The sequence below is a fragment of the Kribbella sp. HUAS MG21 genome (assembly GCF_040254265.1).
Lineage (GTDB): Bacteria > Actinomycetota > Actinomycetes > Propionibacteriales > Kribbellaceae > Kribbella.
In genome coordinates, this window is record NZ_CP158165.1 from 4,730,751 (window position 1) to 4,748,566 (window position 17,816).

At 69.3% G+C, this 17,816-nt stretch carries 18 protein-coding genes; 15 read left to right on the top strand and 3 right to left on the bottom strand.

From position 1 onward, the window contains the following. The first annotated feature begins 164 nt into the window (after positions 1–164). From rho to prmC, 4 genes are all read left to right on the top strand, one after another. Positions 165–2,288: a transcription termination factor Rho gene (gene rho / locus ABN611_RS23275; protein ID WP_350274335.1), complete on the top strand. Its 2,124-nt coding sequence runs from the start codon at positions 165–167 to the stop codon at positions 2,286–2,288. Between the two features lie 110 nt (positions 2,289–2,398). Beyond that, entirely contained in the window at positions 2,399–2,605 is a 207-nt protein-coding gene (rpmE, locus tag ABN611_RS23280) for a 50S ribosomal protein L31 (RefSeq protein ID WP_130387310.1), read from the top strand. A gap of 88 nt (positions 2,606–2,693) precedes the next feature. Next, on the top strand, positions 2,694–3,770 hold the full coding sequence (gene prfA, locus ABN611_RS23285) for a peptide chain release factor 1 (RefSeq protein ID WP_350274336.1): 1,077 nt from the start codon (positions 2,694–2,696) through the stop codon (positions 3,768–3,770). Next, complete coding sequence (gene prmC / locus ABN611_RS23290) at positions 3,767–4,594, top strand: peptide chain release factor N(5)-glutamine methyltransferase (protein ID WP_350274337.1); 828 nt, start codon at positions 3,767–3,769, stop codon at positions 4,592–4,594. The genes prfA and prmC overlap by 4 nt, the downstream gene beginning before the upstream one ends. Before the next feature lie 96 nt (positions 4,595–4,690). Here the strand turns inward: prmC and ABN611_RS23295 are convergent, their stop codons facing one another. The 3 genes from ABN611_RS23295 to ABN611_RS23305 are packed head-to-tail and all read right to left on the bottom strand — an operon-like array spanning position 4,691 to position 7,579. Then, positions 4,691–5,575, bottom strand: coding sequence for an endonuclease/exonuclease/phosphatase family protein (locus tag ABN611_RS23295; RefSeq protein WP_350274338.1), 885 nt, complete (start codon positions 5,573–5,575; stop codon positions 4,691–4,693). Then, positions 5,572–6,525, bottom strand: coding sequence for a hypothetical protein (locus ABN611_RS23300; RefSeq protein WP_350274339.1), 954 nt, complete (start codon positions 6,523–6,525; stop codon positions 5,572–5,574). The genes ABN611_RS23295 and ABN611_RS23300 overlap by 4 nt, the downstream gene beginning before the upstream one ends. 28 nt (positions 6,526–6,553) lie before the next feature. Then, a complete protein-coding gene (locus ABN611_RS23305; protein WP_350274340.1) occupies positions 6,554–7,579 on the bottom strand; it encodes an adenosine deaminase in 1,026 nt (341 codons plus the stop codon). Between the two features lie 230 nt (positions 7,580–7,809). Here ABN611_RS23305 and ABN611_RS23310 point away from each other — a divergent pair, with 230 nt between their 5' ends. From ABN611_RS23310 to atpD, 11 genes are all read left to right on the top strand, one after another. Continuing rightward, a complete protein-coding gene (locus ABN611_RS23310) occupies positions 7,810–9,021 on the top strand; it encodes an L-threonylcarbamoyladenylate synthase (RefSeq protein WP_350274341.1) in 1,212 nt (403 codons plus the stop codon). Next, the gene (locus ABN611_RS23315) at positions 9,021–10,139 is read left to right on the top strand and encodes an MraY family glycosyltransferase (protein WP_350274342.1); all 1,119 of its coding nucleotides are present in this window, start codon (positions 9,021–9,023) and stop codon (positions 10,137–10,139) included. The genes ABN611_RS23310 and ABN611_RS23315 overlap by 1 nt, the downstream gene beginning before the upstream one ends. 267 nt (positions 10,140–10,406) lie before the next feature. Continuing rightward, positions 10,407–10,808 (top strand): hypothetical protein, encoded by a 402-nt coding sequence (locus ABN611_RS23320; protein ID WP_350274343.1) that lies wholly within the window; start codon positions 10,407–10,409, stop codon positions 10,806–10,808. A 90-nt stretch (positions 10,809–10,898) separates the two neighbouring features. Beyond that, positions 10,899–11,114, top strand: coding sequence for a hypothetical protein (locus tag ABN611_RS23325; protein ID WP_350274344.1), 216 nt, complete (start codon positions 10,899–10,901; stop codon positions 11,112–11,114). Between the two features lie 109 nt (positions 11,115–11,223). Then, positions 11,224–12,006, top strand: a complete 783-nt coding sequence (gene atpB / locus ABN611_RS23330; RefSeq protein WP_350274345.1) for a F0F1 ATP synthase subunit A — start codon at positions 11,224–11,226, stop codon at positions 12,004–12,006. A gap of 73 nt (positions 12,007–12,079) precedes the next feature. Next, positions 12,080–12,313 carry an ATP synthase F0 subunit C gene (atpE, locus tag ABN611_RS23335; protein ID WP_350274346.1) on the top strand — a complete coding sequence of 78 codons (234 nt, stop codon included), beginning with the start codon at positions 12,080–12,082 and terminating at the stop codon, positions 12,311–12,313. A gap of 29 nt (positions 12,314–12,342) precedes the next feature. Beyond that, complete coding sequence (locus tag ABN611_RS23340) at positions 12,343–12,912, top strand: F0F1 ATP synthase subunit B (protein ID WP_350274347.1); 570 nt, start codon at positions 12,343–12,345, stop codon at positions 12,910–12,912. After that, a complete protein-coding gene (locus tag ABN611_RS23345) occupies positions 12,912–13,709 on the top strand; it encodes a F0F1 ATP synthase subunit delta (RefSeq protein WP_350274348.1) in 798 nt (265 codons plus the stop codon). Before ABN611_RS23340 ends, ABN611_RS23345 begins: the two co-directional genes overlap by 1 nt. Positions 13,710–13,800: 91 nt before the next feature. Further along, on the top strand, positions 13,801–15,438 hold the full coding sequence (atpA, locus tag ABN611_RS23350; protein ID WP_350274349.1) for a F0F1 ATP synthase subunit alpha: 1,638 nt from the start codon (positions 13,801–13,803) through the stop codon (positions 15,436–15,438). Positions 15,439–15,444: 6 nt separating this feature from the next. Then, a complete protein-coding gene (locus ABN611_RS23355) occupies positions 15,445–16,356 on the top strand; it encodes a F0F1 ATP synthase subunit gamma (protein ID WP_350274350.1) in 912 nt (303 codons plus the stop codon). Between the two features lie 5 nt (positions 16,357–16,361). Next, positions 16,362–17,816 (top strand): F0F1 ATP synthase subunit beta, encoded by a 1,455-nt coding sequence (gene atpD / locus ABN611_RS23360; protein ID WP_350274351.1) that lies wholly within the window; start codon positions 16,362–16,364, stop codon positions 17,814–17,816.

The following is a 17,816-nucleotide window of genomic DNA, read 5'->3' on the forward strand; positions in this document are numbered from 1 at the left end:
CCTGTGGATGTGACCTTGCGCCGCCTGCGTCGGAGATGTCCGGGGGGACTCAGATCGAGCGAGAGGCTCTTGTACCCCACGTGCCCGTTGTGCGGCCGTGGGTGGAATGACCTTGGTCGATGTGCCGTGCAGGCCGTCGACGATCCGTGTGGGAAGGACCTCACGTGACAGAAACTGTTGAAGCCTCCAGCGGAGCAGACGCCGCGGCCACCCCCGCGACGCGTCGCCGGAAAGCTGGCGGCGGCCTCGAGGGCATGCTGCTCCCCGAGCTCAAGCAGCTCGCCGGGACGCTCGGCATCAAGGGCACCGGCGCGCTGCGCAAGGGCCAGCTGATCGAGGCGATCAAGGCCGCCCAGGCCGGCGGGTCCGCCGGCTCCGCGGGTTCTTCCGCGGGCGGCCAGACCGGTGGCTCCCGGGCGAAGGCGACACAGCCGACCCTGGACGAGGCCGCCGAAGCGCCCGCGGCGAAGACCGCGGAGGCGCCCGCCAAGCGTGAGGGCGGCAGCCGCCGGACCCGCGCCGCGGCTCAGAAGGACGCGGCCGAAGCGCCGCAGGACACGACGCAGAGCACCGTTGTGCAGGACGTCGTTGCGGAAGCGCCGGCGCAGTCCGCGACGGCGGCCCAGAACGGTACGGCGGAACGCTCCGAGGAGCGCGCCGACGACCGGGGCGAGAGCCGTAACCGTGACCGGAACCGCGACAACAGCCGGGACAACACCCGCGACCGGAACCGCGACAACCAGAACCGGGACACCAACCGGGACGGCCAGCGTGAGGGGCAGCGCGAGGGTCAGCGGGACGGCCAGAGCAGCCGTGACAACCGCGACGGCAACCGGGACAACCGCGAAGGCGGCCGCGACGGCAACCGCGACAACCGTGCCGACAACCAGCGCAACCGCCAGGACCGCACGGACCGCGGCGACCGCCAGGACCGCGACCGCCAGGACCGCCAGGACCGTTCCGAGCGGCAGGACCAGAACGACCGCGGCGAGGAAGGCGAGGGCCGTCGCCGGCGCCGCCGGGGCCGCGACCGGGACCGCAACCGCGACAACCAGGACCGCAGCCGCGACAGCGGCCGCAGCCGGGGCCGCGGCGAGCGGTACGACGCGGAGCCGACGATCACCGAGGACGACATCCTCGTCCCGGCGGCCGGCATCCTCGACGTCCTCGACAACTACGCGTTCGTCCGGACCAGCGGCTACCTGCCGGGCCCGAACGACGTGTACGTCGCGCTCTCGATGGTGAAGCGCTACGGCCTGCGCAAGGGCGACGCGATCACCGGTGCGGTGAAGCAGCCGCAGGAGGGCGAGCGCAAGGAGAAGTTCAACCCGCTGGTCCGGATCGACACCGTCAACGGCGCCGACCCGGAGATCGCCAAGCAGCGGCAGGACTTCAACAAGCTCACCCCGCTGTACGCGACCGAGCGGCTCCGGCTGGAGACCGAGCCGGGCATCCTGACGACCCGCATCGTCGACATCGTCAGCCCGATCGGCAAGGGCCAGCGCGGCCTGATCGTGTCGCCGCCGAAGGCCGGCAAGACGATGGTGCTGCAGGCGCTCGCGAACGCGATCACCACCAACAACCCCGAAGTACACCTGATGGTCGTGCTGGTGGACGAGCGGCCCGAAGAGGTCACCGACATGCAGCGCACGGTGAAGGGCGAGGTCATCGCCTCGACGTTCGACCGGCCGGCCGACGACCACACCACGGTCGCGGAGCTGGCGATCGAGCGCGCGAAGCGGCTGGTCGAGCTCGGCCACGACGTCGTCGTACTGCTGGACTCGATCACCCGGCTGGGCCGCGCGTACAACATCGCGGCGCCGGCCAGCGGCCGGATCCTGTCCGGCGGTGTGGACTCGTCGGCGCTGTACCCGCCGAAGCGGTTCTTCGGCGCGGCCCGCAACATCGAGGACGGCGGCTCGCTGACGATCCTCGCGACCGCGCTGATCGAGACCGGCTCGAAGATGGACGAGGTGATCTTCGAGGAGTTCAAGGGCACCGGCAACATGGAGCTCCGGCTGCGCCGCGAGTTCGCCGACCGGCGGATCTTCCCGGCCATCGACGTGGTCGCCTCCGGCACCCGCCGCGAGGAGCTGCTGATGTCGAAGGACGAGACCCAGGTGGTCTGGAAGCTGCGCCGGGTGCTGTCCGCGCTGGACGGCCAGGCCGCGCTGGAACTGCTGATCGGCAAGCTCAAGGAGAGCAAGTCGAACATCGAGTTCCTGCTCCAGGTCAACAAGACCACGCCGTCGGCCGGCTCGAACCACGGCACCGACAACGGCAACTGAGGTCCCCGATTACCGGTTTGCCGCCGACGGGTGGCAAACTGGTCTGTCGGTTCCGGTTCACGTCCGTACCGTGCGGGCGACCCGGGGCACCTGATACCTAGGAGACTGTCTTGAAGAGCGACATCCACCCGACGTACGTGGACACCACGGTGACCTGCACCTGTGGCGCCACGTTCACCACGCGCTCGACCGCGGAGAACGGCGTGATCCACGCCGACGTGTGCTCGCAGTGCCACCCGTTCTACACCGGCAAGCAGAAGATTCTGGACACCGGTGGCCGGGTCGCCCGCTTCGAGAAGCGGTACGCCAAGAAGTAGCTTTCCTGCCGCGCGCCGGTTCCGCCCCTCCCGGGCGGGACCGGCGCGCGGTTTGTGTTGCCGGGGAAGGTCCGAGAGGAGGAGCGGCATGTTCGAGGCAGTTGAGACGCTGAAGGCGGAGTACGCCGAGCTGGAGCGGCAGATGGCGGAGCCGGAGCTGCACTCCGACCAGGCCAACGCCCGCCGGGTCGGCAAGCGGTACGCCGCGCTCGCCCCGGTGGTCCGGACGTACGACGAGTGGCTGCAGACCGGCGACGACATCGAGGCGGCCAAGGAGCTGGCGTCCGAGGACCCGGCGTTCGCCGAGGAGGCGACCCGGCTGGCGGCGCGCCGCGAGGAGCTGGCCGAGCGCCTGCAGACGTTGCTCGTCCCGCGGGACCCCAACGACGACAAGGACGCGATCCTCGAGATCAAGGCGGGCGAGGGCGGCGACGAGTCCGCGCTGTTCGCCGGCGACCTGCTGAAGATGTACCTGAAGTACGCCGAGTCGCAGAACTGGAAGACCGAGGTCCTGGACTCGGCCGAGTCCGACCTGGGCGGCTACAAGTCGATCACCGTCGCGGTGAAGGCGAAAGGCACGCCGGAGCCGGGCGAGGCGCCGTACGCGAAGCTGAAGTTCGAGGGCGGCGTGCACCGGGTGCAGCGGGTGCCGGTGACCGAGTCGCAGGGGCGGATCCACACCTCCGCGGCCGGTGTCCTGGTGCTGCCGGAGGCCGAGGACGTGGACGTCGAGATCGACCCGAACGACCTGCGCATCGACGTGTTCCGGTCGTCCGGCCCGGGTGGGCAGAGCGTGAACACGACGGACTCCGCAGTCCGTATCACCCACCTGCCGACTGGCATCGTGGTCTCGATGCAGAACGAGAAGTCCCAGCTGCAGAACCGCGAGCAGGCGATGCGCGTACTGCGGGCCCGGCTGCTCGCCGCGGCGCAGGAGGCGGCCGACCAGGAGGCGTCCGACGCCCGCCGGTCGCAGATCCGCACCGTCGACCGGTCCGAGCGCGTGCGCACGTACAACTTCCCGGAGAACCGGTTCTCCGACCACCGCGTGGGCTACAAGGCGCACAACCTCGACCAGGTGCTGGGCGGCGAGCTGGAGCAGGTCATCAAGGCGCTGACCGACGCCGACCTGGCCGCGCGGCTCGAGGCCGTCGAGTCCCAGTGAGCACCAAGGTCCTCGTCAGCCAGGCGGCCGAGCGGCTGCGGGAGGCCGGGGTCGCGTCGCCCGAGTTCGACGCCGCCGAGCTGCTGGCGTTCGTCACCGGCTCGAGCCGGCTGCACCTCAGCGAGCCCACCCCGGACCAGCAGCAGCTGTACGACGAATTGATCGCGCGCCGCGCTGCTCGCGAACCGCTGCAGCACCTCACCGGTACGGCGGCCTTCCGCTACCGGGAGCTCGCCGTCGGGCCAGGGGTGTTCGTGCCGCGGCCGGAGACCGAGGTGATGGTCGGCTGGATCCTGGATCGCATCGCCGAGGTGAAGGATCCGCTGGTCGTCGACCTGTGCACCGGGTCCGGTGCCATCGCGGGCGCGGTCGCGACGGAGCGGCCGGACAGCACCGTGCACGCCGTCGAGCTCTCGTCGGACGCGGTCGCCTGGGCCCGGCGCAACCTGGACGGTACCGGGGCGATCCTGCACGAGGGCGACATCGACGGCTGCCTGCCGGAGCTCGACGGGCGCGTGGACGCGGTGATCTCCAATCCGCCGTACATCCCGTTGACCGCCTGGGAATCCGTGACGGCGGAGGTCCGTGACCACGACCCGGCGCTCGCGCTGTGGTCCGGTGACGACGGGCTGGACGAGATCAAGGTGGTCGCGGCGACCGCCGGCCGGTTGCTGAAGCCCGGCGGCTGGTTCGCGTGTGAGCACGCGGACGTGCAGGGCGAGTCGGCGCCCGCGGTCTTCGCGGCCACCGGCCTCTTCGCCGAAGTCCGCGACCAACTCGACCTCGCCGGCCGCCACCGCTTCACCACCGGCCGCCGCGTCTGACGACCGACCGCCAGGCCATCACAATTGCCCGTGGCTGAGGGATGTCAGCCTGATGGGCCCGCGGGCCGCGGATTGTGATGGCCTGGCGGTCGCGGATCAGCGGGCGAACCCGCGGCGGCTTGTGCCTGGGGCGGAGCGGGGTGGTCTGGCGAGGTCCTGCTCGCGGATCCGGCCGATCGCAGGTGCCTCCGGTGGCCGGCGGTCGAGACGGCAGACCACCGGATAGTGGTCGGCGCCCGGTAGCGGGACCACCTCGGTCTCGCGGGCGACCAGGTCGCGGGTGCAGAACAGCCGGTCGATCGAGCGGCCGTCCGGCGTCGTCGCGGGCGGCGGGTCGCCGAACGCGTCGACGAGCCCGAGCCTCTCGCCGAAGAACTCGCGCGGGTTCGGCATGTTCAGATCACCGGCGACCACGGCCCGCAGTACGCCCCGGGCCTCCAGCTCCGCGTGCAGGTGCGCCGCCAGCTGGGCGCCGTACGCCAGCCCAACGCCCTCCTGGTAGCTGTACTCCACACCCTCGGCGCTCCGGAACATGTGCACCGGACACACCTGCCCGCCGACGATGTCCAGCTCGCCGAGCGCCCCGAACTCACCGCGGGCCACCAGGAATCCCTTCGGATGCGGATCGAGCGGCTCACCGGTCCGCCAGTGCAGGAAGTCGATCGCCGGATCCGGCAGGTCGATCCGCTCCAGCTCGGTCAACCGGTACGACGACACGATCCCCACGCCCAGCTGCTGCACGCCCGGAATGTGCGAGTCCGAGAACCCGTGCCGTACGGAGTACGTCCGGCGTCCCGGCATCGCCGCCGCGGCCAACCGGTCGAGCTGGTCGCCGCCGGTGTCCAGCTCGGTCACGATCAGCACGTCCGCCCGCAGCGCCGCGAGCGCCCGCCCGAAGTCCGCCGTACGGTCGGCGTCCGCGTAGCCGTCCGGGCCGACCAGGCGGCCGCCGGCGACGTTCGCGAAGGCGAGCGAGATCATTCGTAGACCACCAGTTCCGGTCGGGGCCTCAGGGTCAGCACCTGCGCGGGCGTCATCAGCGGACCGTGCCGGGTGTCCTCGGTGTAGAACAACTTGAAGCCCGCGTGGACGGCCGGCGGCAGTTTCGTGGTCAGCTTCGCCCAGGTCTTGAGCTTGTCCGCGCGGTTGCCGATCCCGTCGACCGATTTGATCGTCACCACCCCCGGATGCTTCCGCAGCGCCTGCTCGTTGGTGACGATCCGCGCCGACAGTTGGTGGAACACGAACACCTTCTCCGGCAGGCCGTTCGCCCGCACGAGTCCCGACAGGTACGCCGCGATGCTGTCGAGCTCGGCACCTGTCGTGTGCCCGAAGACCCGGCCCGGCACCTGGTTCGGCCCGACCGCCCACTCGGGGTCGAACGCCAGGCCGACGTCCGGCTCCTTCAGCCAGCGCTCCAGGCGCTTGACCTCCGGCAGGATCTTCGCGCGCCCCGGCTGGATGTCGAGCAGCAACAGCATCTTGTGCTTGCGCGCGACGGTCAGGTACTCCGCGATCCGCGCGTCGCCGATGCGCCCGCGATAGAGGCCGTCCTTGCCGCGCGATCCCTTCGCGACGACCGTGATCAGCTCCATCACCGGCAGCGGCGTCCGGCCGGCCGCGTACGAGCGGGCCAGCTTCTCCAGCCTGGCCGCCTTCGCGTCCAGGTCCTTGTCGAGCGGCCCGAGCGCAGGCGAGCCCGGCAGGCCGACGTACGCGACCAGTTGGTACTTCGGGAAGATCACCCGCCCGCCCCGCGGCAGGTCGTTGCCGGCCGGCGGGGGAGCGGGAATCGGGCTCGGGCTCGGGCTGGTGGCGGGTGTGCCGGCGGCCGGTGCGGTGCTGGGAGGTGCGTCGGTCGACGCGGGCTTGTCGCTGCAGGCAGCCAGGGCCAGCAGTACGACGGCTACTGCCCCACAGACCCTCCGCACCTCACCAGCCAACCACATCCGCCACCGGTTACGGCACGGGTCGCGCCAGGTAACTGTCGATCTCGGACAGCAACGCCGACTTCACCGAGTCCTCGGCGAACGACACCCGGACGGCCGTCTTCGCCAGTTCGCCGACACCGGCCTCGTCCAGGTCCAGCAGCCGGGCCGCGACGGCGTACTCGTTGGTGAGATCGGTGCCGAACATCGGCGGGTCGTCGGAGTTGATCGTCACCACCAGGCCGGCGTCGACCATCGCGCGCAGCGGGTGGACGTCGTACGACGCGACCGCGCGGGTGGCGATGTTCGACGTCGGGCTGACCTCCAGCGGGATCCGATGCTCGCCGAGGTACTCGACCAGGGCCGGGTCCTGGGTGGCCGACGTACCGTGGCCGATCCGCTCGGCCTTCAGCACCCGGATCGCGTCCCAGATCGTCTCCGGGCCGGTGGTCTCGCCGGCGTGCGGGACGCTGCGCAGGCCGGCCGCGACCGCCGCCTCGAAGTGCGGCTGGAACTGCGGCCGCGGTACGCCGATCTCCGGGCCGCCGAGGCCGAAGCCGACCAGGCCCTCCGGGCGGATCTTCGTCGCGATCCGCAGGGTCTCGTCCGCGGCCGGCAGGCCCGCCTCGCCGGAGATGTCGAAGATCCAGCGCAGCACCAGGCCGAACTCCTTCTCGGCCGCGACCCGGGCGTCCTCGATCGCCTCGCAGAACGCCTCCGGCGCGATCCCGCGGATCACCGAGGTGTACGGCGTCACGGTCAGCTCGGCGTACCGCAGGTTCTGCTGGCCGGCCATCTCGCGGGCGATCTCGTAGGTGAGCAGCCGGACGTCCTCGGGCGTCCTGATCAGCTCGACGACGGACAGGTAGATGTCGATGAAGTGCGCGAAGTCGCTGAACTTGAAGTACTCCGTCAGCGCGGCCGGATCGGCCGGCACCGGCGAGTTGGGATGCCGCGCGGCGAGCTCGGCGACGATCCGCGGCGACGCGGACCCGACATGGTGGACATGCAACTCGGCCTTCGGCAATCCGGCGAGGAACTCACGGGACACGGTCATGGGGCCTCCCGGCCTGGACTGAGGAGTGGAGGGAGCGAAGCGACTGGAACGACGAGGGAAGGCCGGGAGTTCCAGCCCCATGACCCGTCGCGACGGAGTCGCGACCATTCAAGACAGTCATGTCCGGGATCCTAGAGATTGCGGGTGGTGGGCGTCGCGGAAGTTGACAATCGTTTGTCAGCAACGACCCGGTTGGAGCCGGGGCCCGCGCGAGTGGCACGATTCACTCCGTGAGTGAGCGCTTCGACTTCACCGGGGACGAACTGGCACCGGCGTACCGCGCGGCGGTGGACGCCATCGAGGCCGGCGACCTGGTCGTGATGCCGACCGACACGGTCTACGGCCTCGCCGCGGACGCCTTCAAGTCCGACGCCGTCCAGCGGCTGATGGACGCCAAGGGCCGCGGCCGCGACATGCCGCCGCCGGTGCTGATCTCGGTGGTGGAGTCGCTGGACGCGCTCGCCACCGACGTACCGGACAACGGGCGCAAGCTCGCCGAGGAGTTCTGGCCCGGCCCGCTGACGCTGATCTGTCACGCGCAGACGTCGCTGATGTGGGACCTCGGCGAGACCCAGGGGACCGTCGCCCTCCGCGTCCCCGACCACGAGAACACCCGGGAACTCCTGTCCCGCACCGGCCCACTGGCCGTCAGCTCAGCCAACCGCTCCGGCAAGCCCGCGGCCCTGGACGTCTACGACGCCGAGGAACAACTGGGCGAGTCGGTAGCCGTCTACCTAGACGGCGGCGAGGCCACCGTCGGCCAGCCGTCCACCATCGTCGACATCACCGGCGAAATCCCCCGCGTACTCCGCGAAGGAGCCGTAACCCTCGACGAACTCCGCAAAGTCGTCCCCGAGGTAACCACCGACACCGAACCCCCCGCCCCGACCGCAGCCGAGCCCAAGGCGGACGAGCCCAAGGACGACGAGCCGAAGACGGCGCAAGAAGCAGCCGAGACGGCCCTGCCCGCGGCTACCGCAGTCGCTGCGGCGACAGATACGCCGCACACGGCCGACCACCCAACGACGGACACGGACGGGTCCACGGCGACCGAGCCGAATGCGGACGAAAAGGCGCGGGAGGCGGCCGAGGCCGCCACGTCCGGGGCTGCTTCGGCGGGCGACCCGCAGGTGGATGAGCCGAAGGCGACTGAGGTGGACTCCGGGACGCCTGCGCCGCAGCCGGCTGAGCAGGCAGAAGCGGACGCGACCGAGTCCGCGGCGAACCAGCCCAAGGCGGACGAGCCGAAGGCGGATGAGCCGCAGGCTGTAGAGCAGCCGAAGCCTGATGTGAGCGAGCCGGCGACGGACGAGCCGAAGGTGGATGAGCCGAAGGCGGATTCGGGGGAGGCGGAGGGTGGGGATTCGCGAACTGTTGGGGTGGTTGAGGCGTCCAAGGGGGACGAGAAGAAGACCGATTCCGATGTGAGGCCTGCGGACTAGTGCGCGAGTACCTGCTGGTCCTGTTCGTGGCGATGGCCACGACCTTTCTGCTGACCGGCGTGGCCCGGCAGATCGCGTTGCGGTACGGCGCGGTGGCGAAGGTGCGGGCCCGGGACGTGCACAAGGTCCCGATCCCGTACTTCGGCGGCCTCTCGATCCTCGGCGGGCTGATCGCCGGTTTCGCGGTGGCCTCCAGCCTCCCGTTCCTCGGCAACAGCCTCCAGGTCGCGCACGACGCCCGCGCGATCCTGGTCGGCGGCGTGGTGATCTGCGCCGTCGGCGTGGTCGACGACCTGTACGAGCTCGACGCGATCACCAAACTCGCCGGCGAGGTCCTCGCGGTCGGCGTACTCGTTGTCCAAGGCATCCAGTTGTACTGGCTCCCGCTCCCCGGCGGCGTGATCTCACCGTCGCCCGCCCAACTCGCCGTACTCACCGCCGGCATCCTGCTCGTCTCCTGCAACGCGGTGAACTTCGTCGACGGCCTGGACGGTCTCGCCGCCGGCGTCACCGCGATCGGCGCCACCGCGTTCTTCATCTACTCGTACCTGCTGAACGTCCACGAGAACCTCGACCGCGCCACCACCTCGACCCTGATCACGGTCGCCCTGGCCGGCGCCTGCCTCGGCTTCCTGCCGCACAACTTCTTCCCCGCAAGGGTTTTCATGGGCGACTCCGGCGCCCTGCTGATCGGCCTGATGCTCGCCGCGTCGACGATCAGCCTCACCGGCCAGATGGACCCGAACGCCGTCCCGTACGAGGTCGGCGGCTCCAGCCTGCTGCCCGCCCTGCTTCCGTTGGTCCTGCCAATCGCCATCCTCGCGATCCCCGCCCTGGACCTGACGATGGCCTACATCCGCCGCACCAAAGCAGGCCGCTCCCCGTTCGCCGCCGACAAGCAACACCTCCACCACCGCCTCATGCAACGCGGCCACTCCCACCGCCGGGCCGTCCTCCTCATGTACCTCTGGACAGCCCTGATCGCGTACGGCGTAGTAGTCCTCGGCCTCCTCCTCACCTGGTGGACCGCCCTCGTCGTCCTGGCCGTAGCCGTCACCGCGGTCCTCCTCACCACCGGCCTCCCACACCGCCACCGGAAACCGCTCGCCAAGGTCTGATCGGCGCAGCCGGGGACCAGACCACTCGCCTGCGTGGGCTACCGATAGGGTGTGCCTGTACAGCGGGAGGGATGCTCGTTTTGCTGACTTTGCAGACTTTGTGCTAGTTTTCACAAGCATCAGCGAAGAACAGTGACACCCCTGACCCCGCCCACCCGACGAGCTGGCCGCGAGACCAGCCCGCCAGCAGGACGGAACCACCAGATGGCTCCCACGGCCCACAGCCAGAAAGTCGCCGGACAAGCAACCAGGCACCCGGCGTTGGCCATGCTGCGTTGCGCTATCGTCGCCGCGCTCGTGGTCGGGGTGAACGCGATCGCGGTGTCCGCCGTCTGGGCCGGGCTCGCCGGATTCTGGGGAGCGCTGCTGGGGATGCTGACGGTGATCGTCTTCTCCGGCGTCGGGTTGTTCGCGCTGCACCTTTCCCGTAAGGCCTCGCCGACCGCGCAGCTCGGCGTCGCGATGGCGTCGTACACCGGCCGGATCGCGATCTTCGGCGGCCTGCTCGCGCTCGCGCTGAACTCCGACACCCTCGCCGAGCACGTGAACCTGACCGTGCTCGGGATCGTCGCGATGGTCGTCGTGATGGGCTGGATGGCCGGCGAGATCTGGGCCTGGTCCCGGCTCCGGGTGCCGATCTACGACCTCGACGAAGAGGTGACGGCGTGAGCACCGTCGGTAACGAATGCCTTGCTGTGGTGGACATTGCCGGGGCCGATGTGACCCGTGCTGTTGCCAACTGGTACGTTTCGGGTGCCCATGAGCGAGCATCAGGATCCGAAGCCATCACCCCGCAATTCGGGCGACGGCTGGCGGGTCCTGTCCTACTTGATCGGCGGTCTCCTCGTCTACGGGGGGATCGGGTTCGGGTTGGATCGCCTCTTCGGCACCCAGTTCCTGCTTCCGGTGGGCATCGTCCTCGGTGCCGGCCTCAGCATCTTGATGTTGCACTTCCGGTACGGGTCGCGGTCCTGACCTCGGGTCCGATCCCTACCGGGTCTGACGTTGTTGACCGCCATGCCCTGAGCCGCCCTGCCCTTAGCTACAAGGCGTCCGACTTGAGCACGACGCGAGAGGAGACCCGGTGACTGCCGGCGTTCCGACCGAGTTCATCCCGCCCGGTCCACAGAGCTTCGAGACCCCGCCGATCATCGACGGCGTCGACTGGTTCACCAAGCCCGTGCTGGTGGCCGCGCTGTCCGTCGTAGTCATCGTCTGGTTCTTCTGGGGTGCGTCGCGGAAGTCCGCGATCGTCCCGAGCAAGCTGCAGTTCGCCGGCGAGCTCGGCTACAACTTCGTCCGCAACTCGATCGCCCGCGACGCGATCGGCAGCCACGAGCACATGAAGTACGTGCCGTACCTGTGCGGCCTGTTCTTCTTCATCCTGCTGAACAACGTCGCCGCGTCGATCCCGCTGATCCAGTTCCCGACCTTCAGCCACGCCGGCTGGGCGTACGTCGCCGCGGTCATGAGCTGGGTGATCTACAACGCGGTCGGGATCAAGAAGCACGGCGCCTGGGGCTACTTCAAGCACCAGACGATGCCGGCCGGCGTGCCGGGCTGGCTGATGCCGCTGATGATCCCGATCGAGTTCATCTCGAACATCCTGGTCCGTCCGGTCTCGCTGAGCCTGCGGTTGTTCGCCAACATGTTCGCCGGCCACATCCTGCTGCTGGTGTTCGTGCTCGGCGGCGAGTACATGGTGCTGCACTCCGGCAGCATCGCGCTCGGCGGCGTCGGCATCCTGACCCTGCTGATGGCCCTGGCGATCGCCGGGCTGGAGTTGTTCGTCCAGTGCATCCAGGCCTACATCTTCGTCGTGCTGACCGCGCAGTACATCGGCAGCGCGATCGCCGAGGACCACTGACCCGCACCACCCCCCAAGACCCGTACCAAACGGAAACCCGGATATTGCATCCGTACCGAAAGGAAACACAGCAATGGTGAGCAACCTGGCTCTCGAGATGACCGGTGACATCGCTGTCCTCGGCTACGGCCTGGCCGCGATCGGCCCGGGCGTCGGCGTCGGTCTGATCTTCGCTGCCGTCATCAACGGCACCGCGCGTCAGCCCGAGGCCCAGAGCAAGCTGCAGTCCATCGCCTGGATCGGCTTCGGTGTCACCGAGGTTCTGGCGATCATCGGTATCGCCCTCGCCTTCGTGTTCCAGGGCTGACCTACTCCTCTGACTGACAGGACTCAGACATGTTGACGATGGTGCTACCGCTCACCGAGGCGGGCGAGGAGCCCAGCCCGCTGCTGCCGCACACCGCCGAGATCATCTTCGGCTTCGTCTTCCTGGTCCTGCTGGCCATCGCCTTCGCCAAGGTGGTCGTTCCGAAGTTCGAGAAGGCGTACGCCGATCGGACCGCGGCGATCGAAGGCGGGATGAACGAGGCCAAGCAGGCCCAGGCCGAGGCGAAGGCGGCTTTGGAGAAGTACAACGCGCAGCTGGCCGAGGCCCGGCAGGAGGCTGCGAAGATCCGCGAGGACGCCCGTGAGCAGGGTGCGGTGATCATCGCGGAGATGCGCGAGCAGGCGAACGCCGAGGCCGAGCGGATCGTCACGCACGCGCGGGCCCAGATCGACGCCGAGCGGGCGCAGGCGGTGGCCTCGCTGCGCGGCGAGGTCGGCACGATGGCGACCACGCTGGCCGGCCGGATCGTCGGCGAGTCGCTCGAGGACGAGGCCCGGCAGCGCCGGACCGTCGAGCGGTTCCTGACCGAGCTGGAAGAGTCGGAGTCCGCCCGTCAGGCTGTCGGAACGGACGGCTGATGCGCGGCGCGTCGAACGAGTCACTCGCCCGGGCCGAGCAGGCCCTGGCGGGTGCGGCCCCGGCCGAAGGCCTGGGCAGCGAGCTGTTCTCGATCGCCAAGTTGCTGGACGGCAACGGCGCGCTCCGGCGCGCCCTGACCGACCCGGCGCGGCCGGCCGAGACCAAGACCGGACTGGTCGGGCAGTTGTTCGGCGGCAAGATCTCGGCCCAGGCGCTCGAGATCCTGTCCGCCGCGGTGTCCGGCCGCTGGGTCAGCGGCCGGGACCTGGGCGACGCCCTGGACCAGCTGAGCGTCGAGGCCGAGGTGGCCTACGCCGACAGCCGGCGGAAGCTGGACGAGGTCGAGGACGAGTTGTTCCGGCTGGACCGGGTGGTCGCCGCCGAGCGCGGCCTGGCCGACAAGCTGGGTGACCGGGTGATCCCGGTCGAGCACCGGCAGGAGCTGCTCCGCGGACTGCTGCAGGGCAAGGCCGACGCCACCACGGTGCGGCTCGCCGAGCGGGCCGTGGACGGTCGGGGCCGCAGTTTCGCGGCGTCGATGCGCGCGTACCAGGTCGCCGCGGCGGCCCGGCGGAACGCCAGCATCGCGACCGTGCGGGTGGCCACCGACCTGACCGAGGCCGAGCGCGAGCGGCTCGCCGCGGCGCTCGGACGGCAGTACGGCCGGGACATCCAGCTGAACGTCATCGTCGACCCGCAGGTGGTCGGCGGCGTCCGGGTGGACATCGGCGACGAAGTGATCGACGGAACCATCGCGGCCAGGCTCGACGACGCGCAACGGCGCATCGCGGGCTGAACGCCCCTTAACGACATACAGCGGCGCTAAGGGTCGGGAAAGCCTTTAGAGCCACAACAGGCCAGCAAGGGTCAAGGAAGCAGGAAACACAATGGCTGAGCTCACGATCAGGCCGGAGGAGATCCGGGACGCCCTGGATCGGTTCGTCACCGAGTACCAACCGGCCGAGACCACCGCCGAAGAGGTGGGCACCGTCATCGACGCGGGTGACGGTATCGCCCACGTCGAGGGCCTGCCCTCGGTGATGACCAACGAGCTGCTCGAGTTCGAGAACGGCACCCAGGGCATCGCGCTGAACCTGGACGTCCGCGACATCGGTGTCGTCATCCTCGGTGAGTACGACGGCATCGAGGAGGGCCAGCAGGTCCGCCGGACCGGCCGGATCCTGTCGGTGCCGGTCGGCGAGGGCTACCTCGGCCGCGTGGTCGACCCGCTGGGCAAGCCGATCGACGGCCTCGGCGAGATCCAGAACCTCGAGGCCGAGCGCGCGCTCGAGCTCCAGGCCGCCGGCGTCATGCAGCGCCAGGAGGTCCGCGAGCCGCTGCAGACCGGCATCAAGGCGATCGACGGCATGATCCCGATCGGCCGCGGCCAGCGCGAGCTGATCATCGGCGACCGCAAGACCGGCAAGACGGCGATCGCGGTCGACACGATCATCAACCAGAAGGCGAACTGGGAGTCCGGCGACCCGAAGAAGCAGGTCCGCTGCATCTACGTCGCGATCGGCCAGAAGGGCTCGACGATCGCGTCGGTCCGCGGTGCGCTCGAAGAGGCCGGCGCGATGGAGTACACCACCATCGTCGCCTCCCCGGCGTCCGACCCGGCCGGCTTCAAGTACGTCGCGCCGTACACCGGCTCGGCGATCGGCCAGCACTGGATGTACCAGGGCAAGCACGTCCTGATCGTGTTCGACGACCTGACCAAGCAGGCCGAGGCGTACCGCGCGATGTCGCTGCTGCTGCGCCGCCCGCCGGGCCGTGAGGCGTACCCGGGTGACGTCTTCTACCTGCACAGCCGGCTGCTCGAGCGTTGCGCGAAGCTGTCCGACGAGCTCGGCGCCGGCTCGATGACCGGGCTGCCGATCATCGAGACCAAGGCGAACGACGTCTCGGCGTTCATCCCGACCAACGTCATCTCGATCACCGACGGCCAGATCTTCCTGCAGTCCGACCTGTTCAACGCGAACATCCGGCCGGCCATCGACGTCGGTATCTCGGTCTCCCGGGTCGGCGGCGCCGCGCAGGTCAAGGGCATGAAGAACGTGTCCGGTTCGCTGAAGATCGACCTGGCGCAGTTCCGCGCGATGGAGGCGTTCGCGATGTTCGCGTCCGACCTCGACGCCACCTCCCGCCGACAGCTCGACCGCGGCCAGCGGCTCGTCCAGCTGCTCCGTCAGCCGCAGTACTCGCCGTACCCGGTCGAGGAGCAGATCGTCTCGATCTGGTCCGGTACCCGCGGCCACTTCGACGACGTACCGGTGAACGACGTACTGCGCTTCGAGCGCGACTTCCTGGACTACCTGCGCCGGGAGAGCAAGGTGCTCGACGCGATCCGCGAGTCCGGGCTGTTCGGCGACGACGAGGCGCAGGCGGTGACGGACGCGCTGCAGGCGTTCAAGCCGACGTTCCAGACCTCCGAGGGCACCCTGCTGGGCACCGAGGCCGAGGCCGAGGCGCTGGACGAGGCGGACGTCGACCAGGAGCAGATCGTCAAGCAGAAGCGGGGCTGATCTACCGTGCCAGCCAACCTGCGGGAGCTTCGCGACCGGAAGGCTTCGGTCACGACGATCAAGAAGCTCACCCGCGCGATGGAGCTCATCGCGGCGTCCCGGATCGTCAAGGCGCAGCAACGCGCCGCGGCGGCCGGTCCGTACGCGCGTGAGCTCACCCGTGCCGTGTCGGCGGTGGCGACGTTCTCGAACGTCGACCACCCGCTGACCACCGAGAAGGAGAACCCGCGGCGCGCCGCGGTCCTGCTGATCACCTCCGACCGCGGCCAGGCCGGCGCCTACTCGGCGAACGTGATCCGCGAGGGCGAGCGGCTGCAGCAGCTGCTCCGCGAGGACGAGAAGGAGATCGTCCCGTACCTGAGCGGTCGCAAGGGTGTCGCCTACTACACGTTCCGGCAGCGTGAGGTCGCGCAGTCGTGGACCGGTGACTCCGACAACCCGAGCTTCGCCCGGGCCCGGGAGATCGCCGACGCGCTGATCGAGGCCTTCCTGACCCCGACCGAGGAGGGCGGCGTGGACGAGATCCACATCGTCTTCACCCGGTTCGTGTCGATGCTGACGCAGCGCCCGGACGTCATCCGGCTGCTGCCGCTGGAGGTCGTCGAGGGCGAGGAGGCCCCGGCGCCGGACGACGTGCTGCCGCTGTACGAGTTCGAGCCGTCCGCCGAGGACGTGCTCGACGGGCTGCTGCCGAAGTACGTCGCCAGCCGGATCCACTACTGCATGCTGCAGGCGGCGGCCTCCGAGCTGGCCAACCGGCAGCGGGCGATGAAGTCCGCGACGGACAACGCGCAGGACCTGATCGAGAAGCTGACGCGGGACCTGAACCAGGCCCGCCAGGCGCAAATTACCCAGGAAATCAGCGAGATCGTCGGTGGCGCCAGCGCGCTCGCCGACGCGACCGCCGGGAGCGAGTGAGAGAAATGACTGCCACGGTTACCGAGAAGAACAACGAGGCTGGTGCCGCCGGCGTCGGTCGCGTCGCCCGGGTGATCGGCCCGGTCGTCGACGTCGAGTTCCCGGCGGATGCGATGCCCGAGATCTACAACGCGCTCGAGGTGGACATCACCCTGGGCGACGCCACCCAGACGATCACCCTCGAGGTCGCGCTGCACGTCGGCGACAACATCGTCCGGGCGATCTCGATGAAGCCGACCGACGGCCTGGTCCGCGGCGTCGAGGTGCGCGACACCGGCGAGGCGATCTCCGTCCCGGTCGGTGACGTCACCAAGGGCCGCGTGTGGTCCGTGACCGGCAAGTGCCTGAACCAGGACGAGTCCGAGTTCGAGATCACCGAGCGCTGGCCGATCCACCGCAAGGCGCCGGCCTTCGACCAGCTCGAGTCGAAGACCGAGATGCTGGAGACCGGTATCAAGGTCCTCGACCTGCTCACCCCGTACGTGCAGGGTGGGAAGATCGGCCTGTTCGGCGGTGCGGGTGTCGGCAAGACCGTTCTGATCCAGGAGATGATCTACCGGATCGCCCACAACTTCGGTGGTACGTCGGTGTTCGCCGGCGTGGGCGAGCGGACCCGTGAGGGCAACGACCTCATCAACGAGATGGAAGAGGCCGGCGTCTTCAAGGACACCGCGCTGGTGTTCGGCCAGATGGACGAGCCGCCGGGCACCCGGCTCCGGGTGGCGCTGTCGGCGCTGACGATGGCGGAGTACTTCCGTGACGTCAAGCAGCAGGACGTGCTGCTGTTCATCGACAACATCTTCCGGTTCACGCAGGCCGGTTCCGAGGTCTCCACGCTGCTCGGCCGGATGCCGAGCGCCGTCGGTTACCAGCCGAACCTGGCCGACGAGATGGGCGTGCTGCAGGAGCGGATCACGTCGACCCGCGGTCACTCGATCACCTCGATGCAGGCGATCTACGTGCCCGCCGACGACTACACCGACCCGGCGCCGGCCACCACGTTCGCGCACCTGGACGCGACCACCGAGCTCTCGCGTGACATCGCCGCTCGTGGTCTGTACCCGGCCGTGGACCCGCTGACCTCGACGTCGCGGATCCTCGACCCGCAGTACATCGGCCAGGAGCACTACGACGTGGCCGTCCGGGTGAAGCAGATCCTGCAGAAGAACAAGGAGCTGCAGGACATCATCGCCATCCTCGGTGTCGACGAGCTCTCCGAAGAGGACAAGATCACCGTCGCGCGGGCGCGCCGGATCGAGCAGTTCCTCTCGCAGAACACCTACATGGCGGAGAAGTTCACCAACATCCCGGGCTCGACCGTGCCACTGAAGGACACCATCGAGTCCTTCAAGAAGATCACCGAGGGCGAGTACGACCACGTGGCCGAGCAGGCGTTCTTCAACGTCGGTTCGCTCGAGGACGTCGACCGCAAGTGGGCCGAGCTGCAGAAGGAAAACTGA

What these genes read in the sequence shown, in the direction of transcription:
- ABN611_RS23295 (WP_350274338.1), bottom strand. Translation starts at nt 5,575, where the DNA reads ATGATCTCGCTCGCCTTCGCGAACGTCGCCGGCGGCCGCCTGGTCGGC.
- atpD (WP_350274351.1), top strand. Translation starts at nt 16,362, where the DNA reads ATGACTGCCACGGTTACCGAGAAGAACAACGAGGCTGGTGCCGCCGGC.
- atpE (WP_350274346.1), top strand. Translation starts at nt 12,080, where the DNA reads ATGGTGAGCAACCTGGCTCTCGAGATGACCGGTGACATCGCTGTCCTC.
- ABN611_RS23320 (WP_350274343.1), top strand. Translation starts at nt 10,407, where the DNA reads ATGCTGCGTTGCGCTATCGTCGCCGCGCTCGTGGTCGGGGTGAACGCG.
- prfA (WP_350274336.1), top strand. Translation starts at nt 2,694, where the DNA reads ATGTTCGAGGCAGTTGAGACGCTGAAGGCGGAGTACGCCGAGCTGGAG.
- ABN611_RS23305 (WP_350274340.1), bottom strand. Translation starts at nt 7,579, where the DNA reads ATGACCGTGTCCCGTGAGTTCCTCGCCGGATTGCCGAAGGCCGAGTTG.
- ABN611_RS23345 (WP_350274348.1), top strand. Translation starts at nt 12,912, where the DNA reads ATGCGCGGCGCGTCGAACGAGTCACTCGCCCGGGCCGAGCAGGCCCTG.
- ABN611_RS23340 (WP_350274347.1), top strand. Translation starts at nt 12,343, where the DNA reads ATGTTGACGATGGTGCTACCGCTCACCGAGGCGGGCGAGGAGCCCAGC.
- ABN611_RS23325 (WP_350274344.1), top strand. Translation starts at nt 10,899, where the DNA reads ATGAGCGAGCATCAGGATCCGAAGCCATCACCCCGCAATTCGGGCGAC.
- atpA (WP_350274349.1), top strand. Translation starts at nt 13,801, where the DNA reads ATGGCTGAGCTCACGATCAGGCCGGAGGAGATCCGGGACGCCCTGGAT.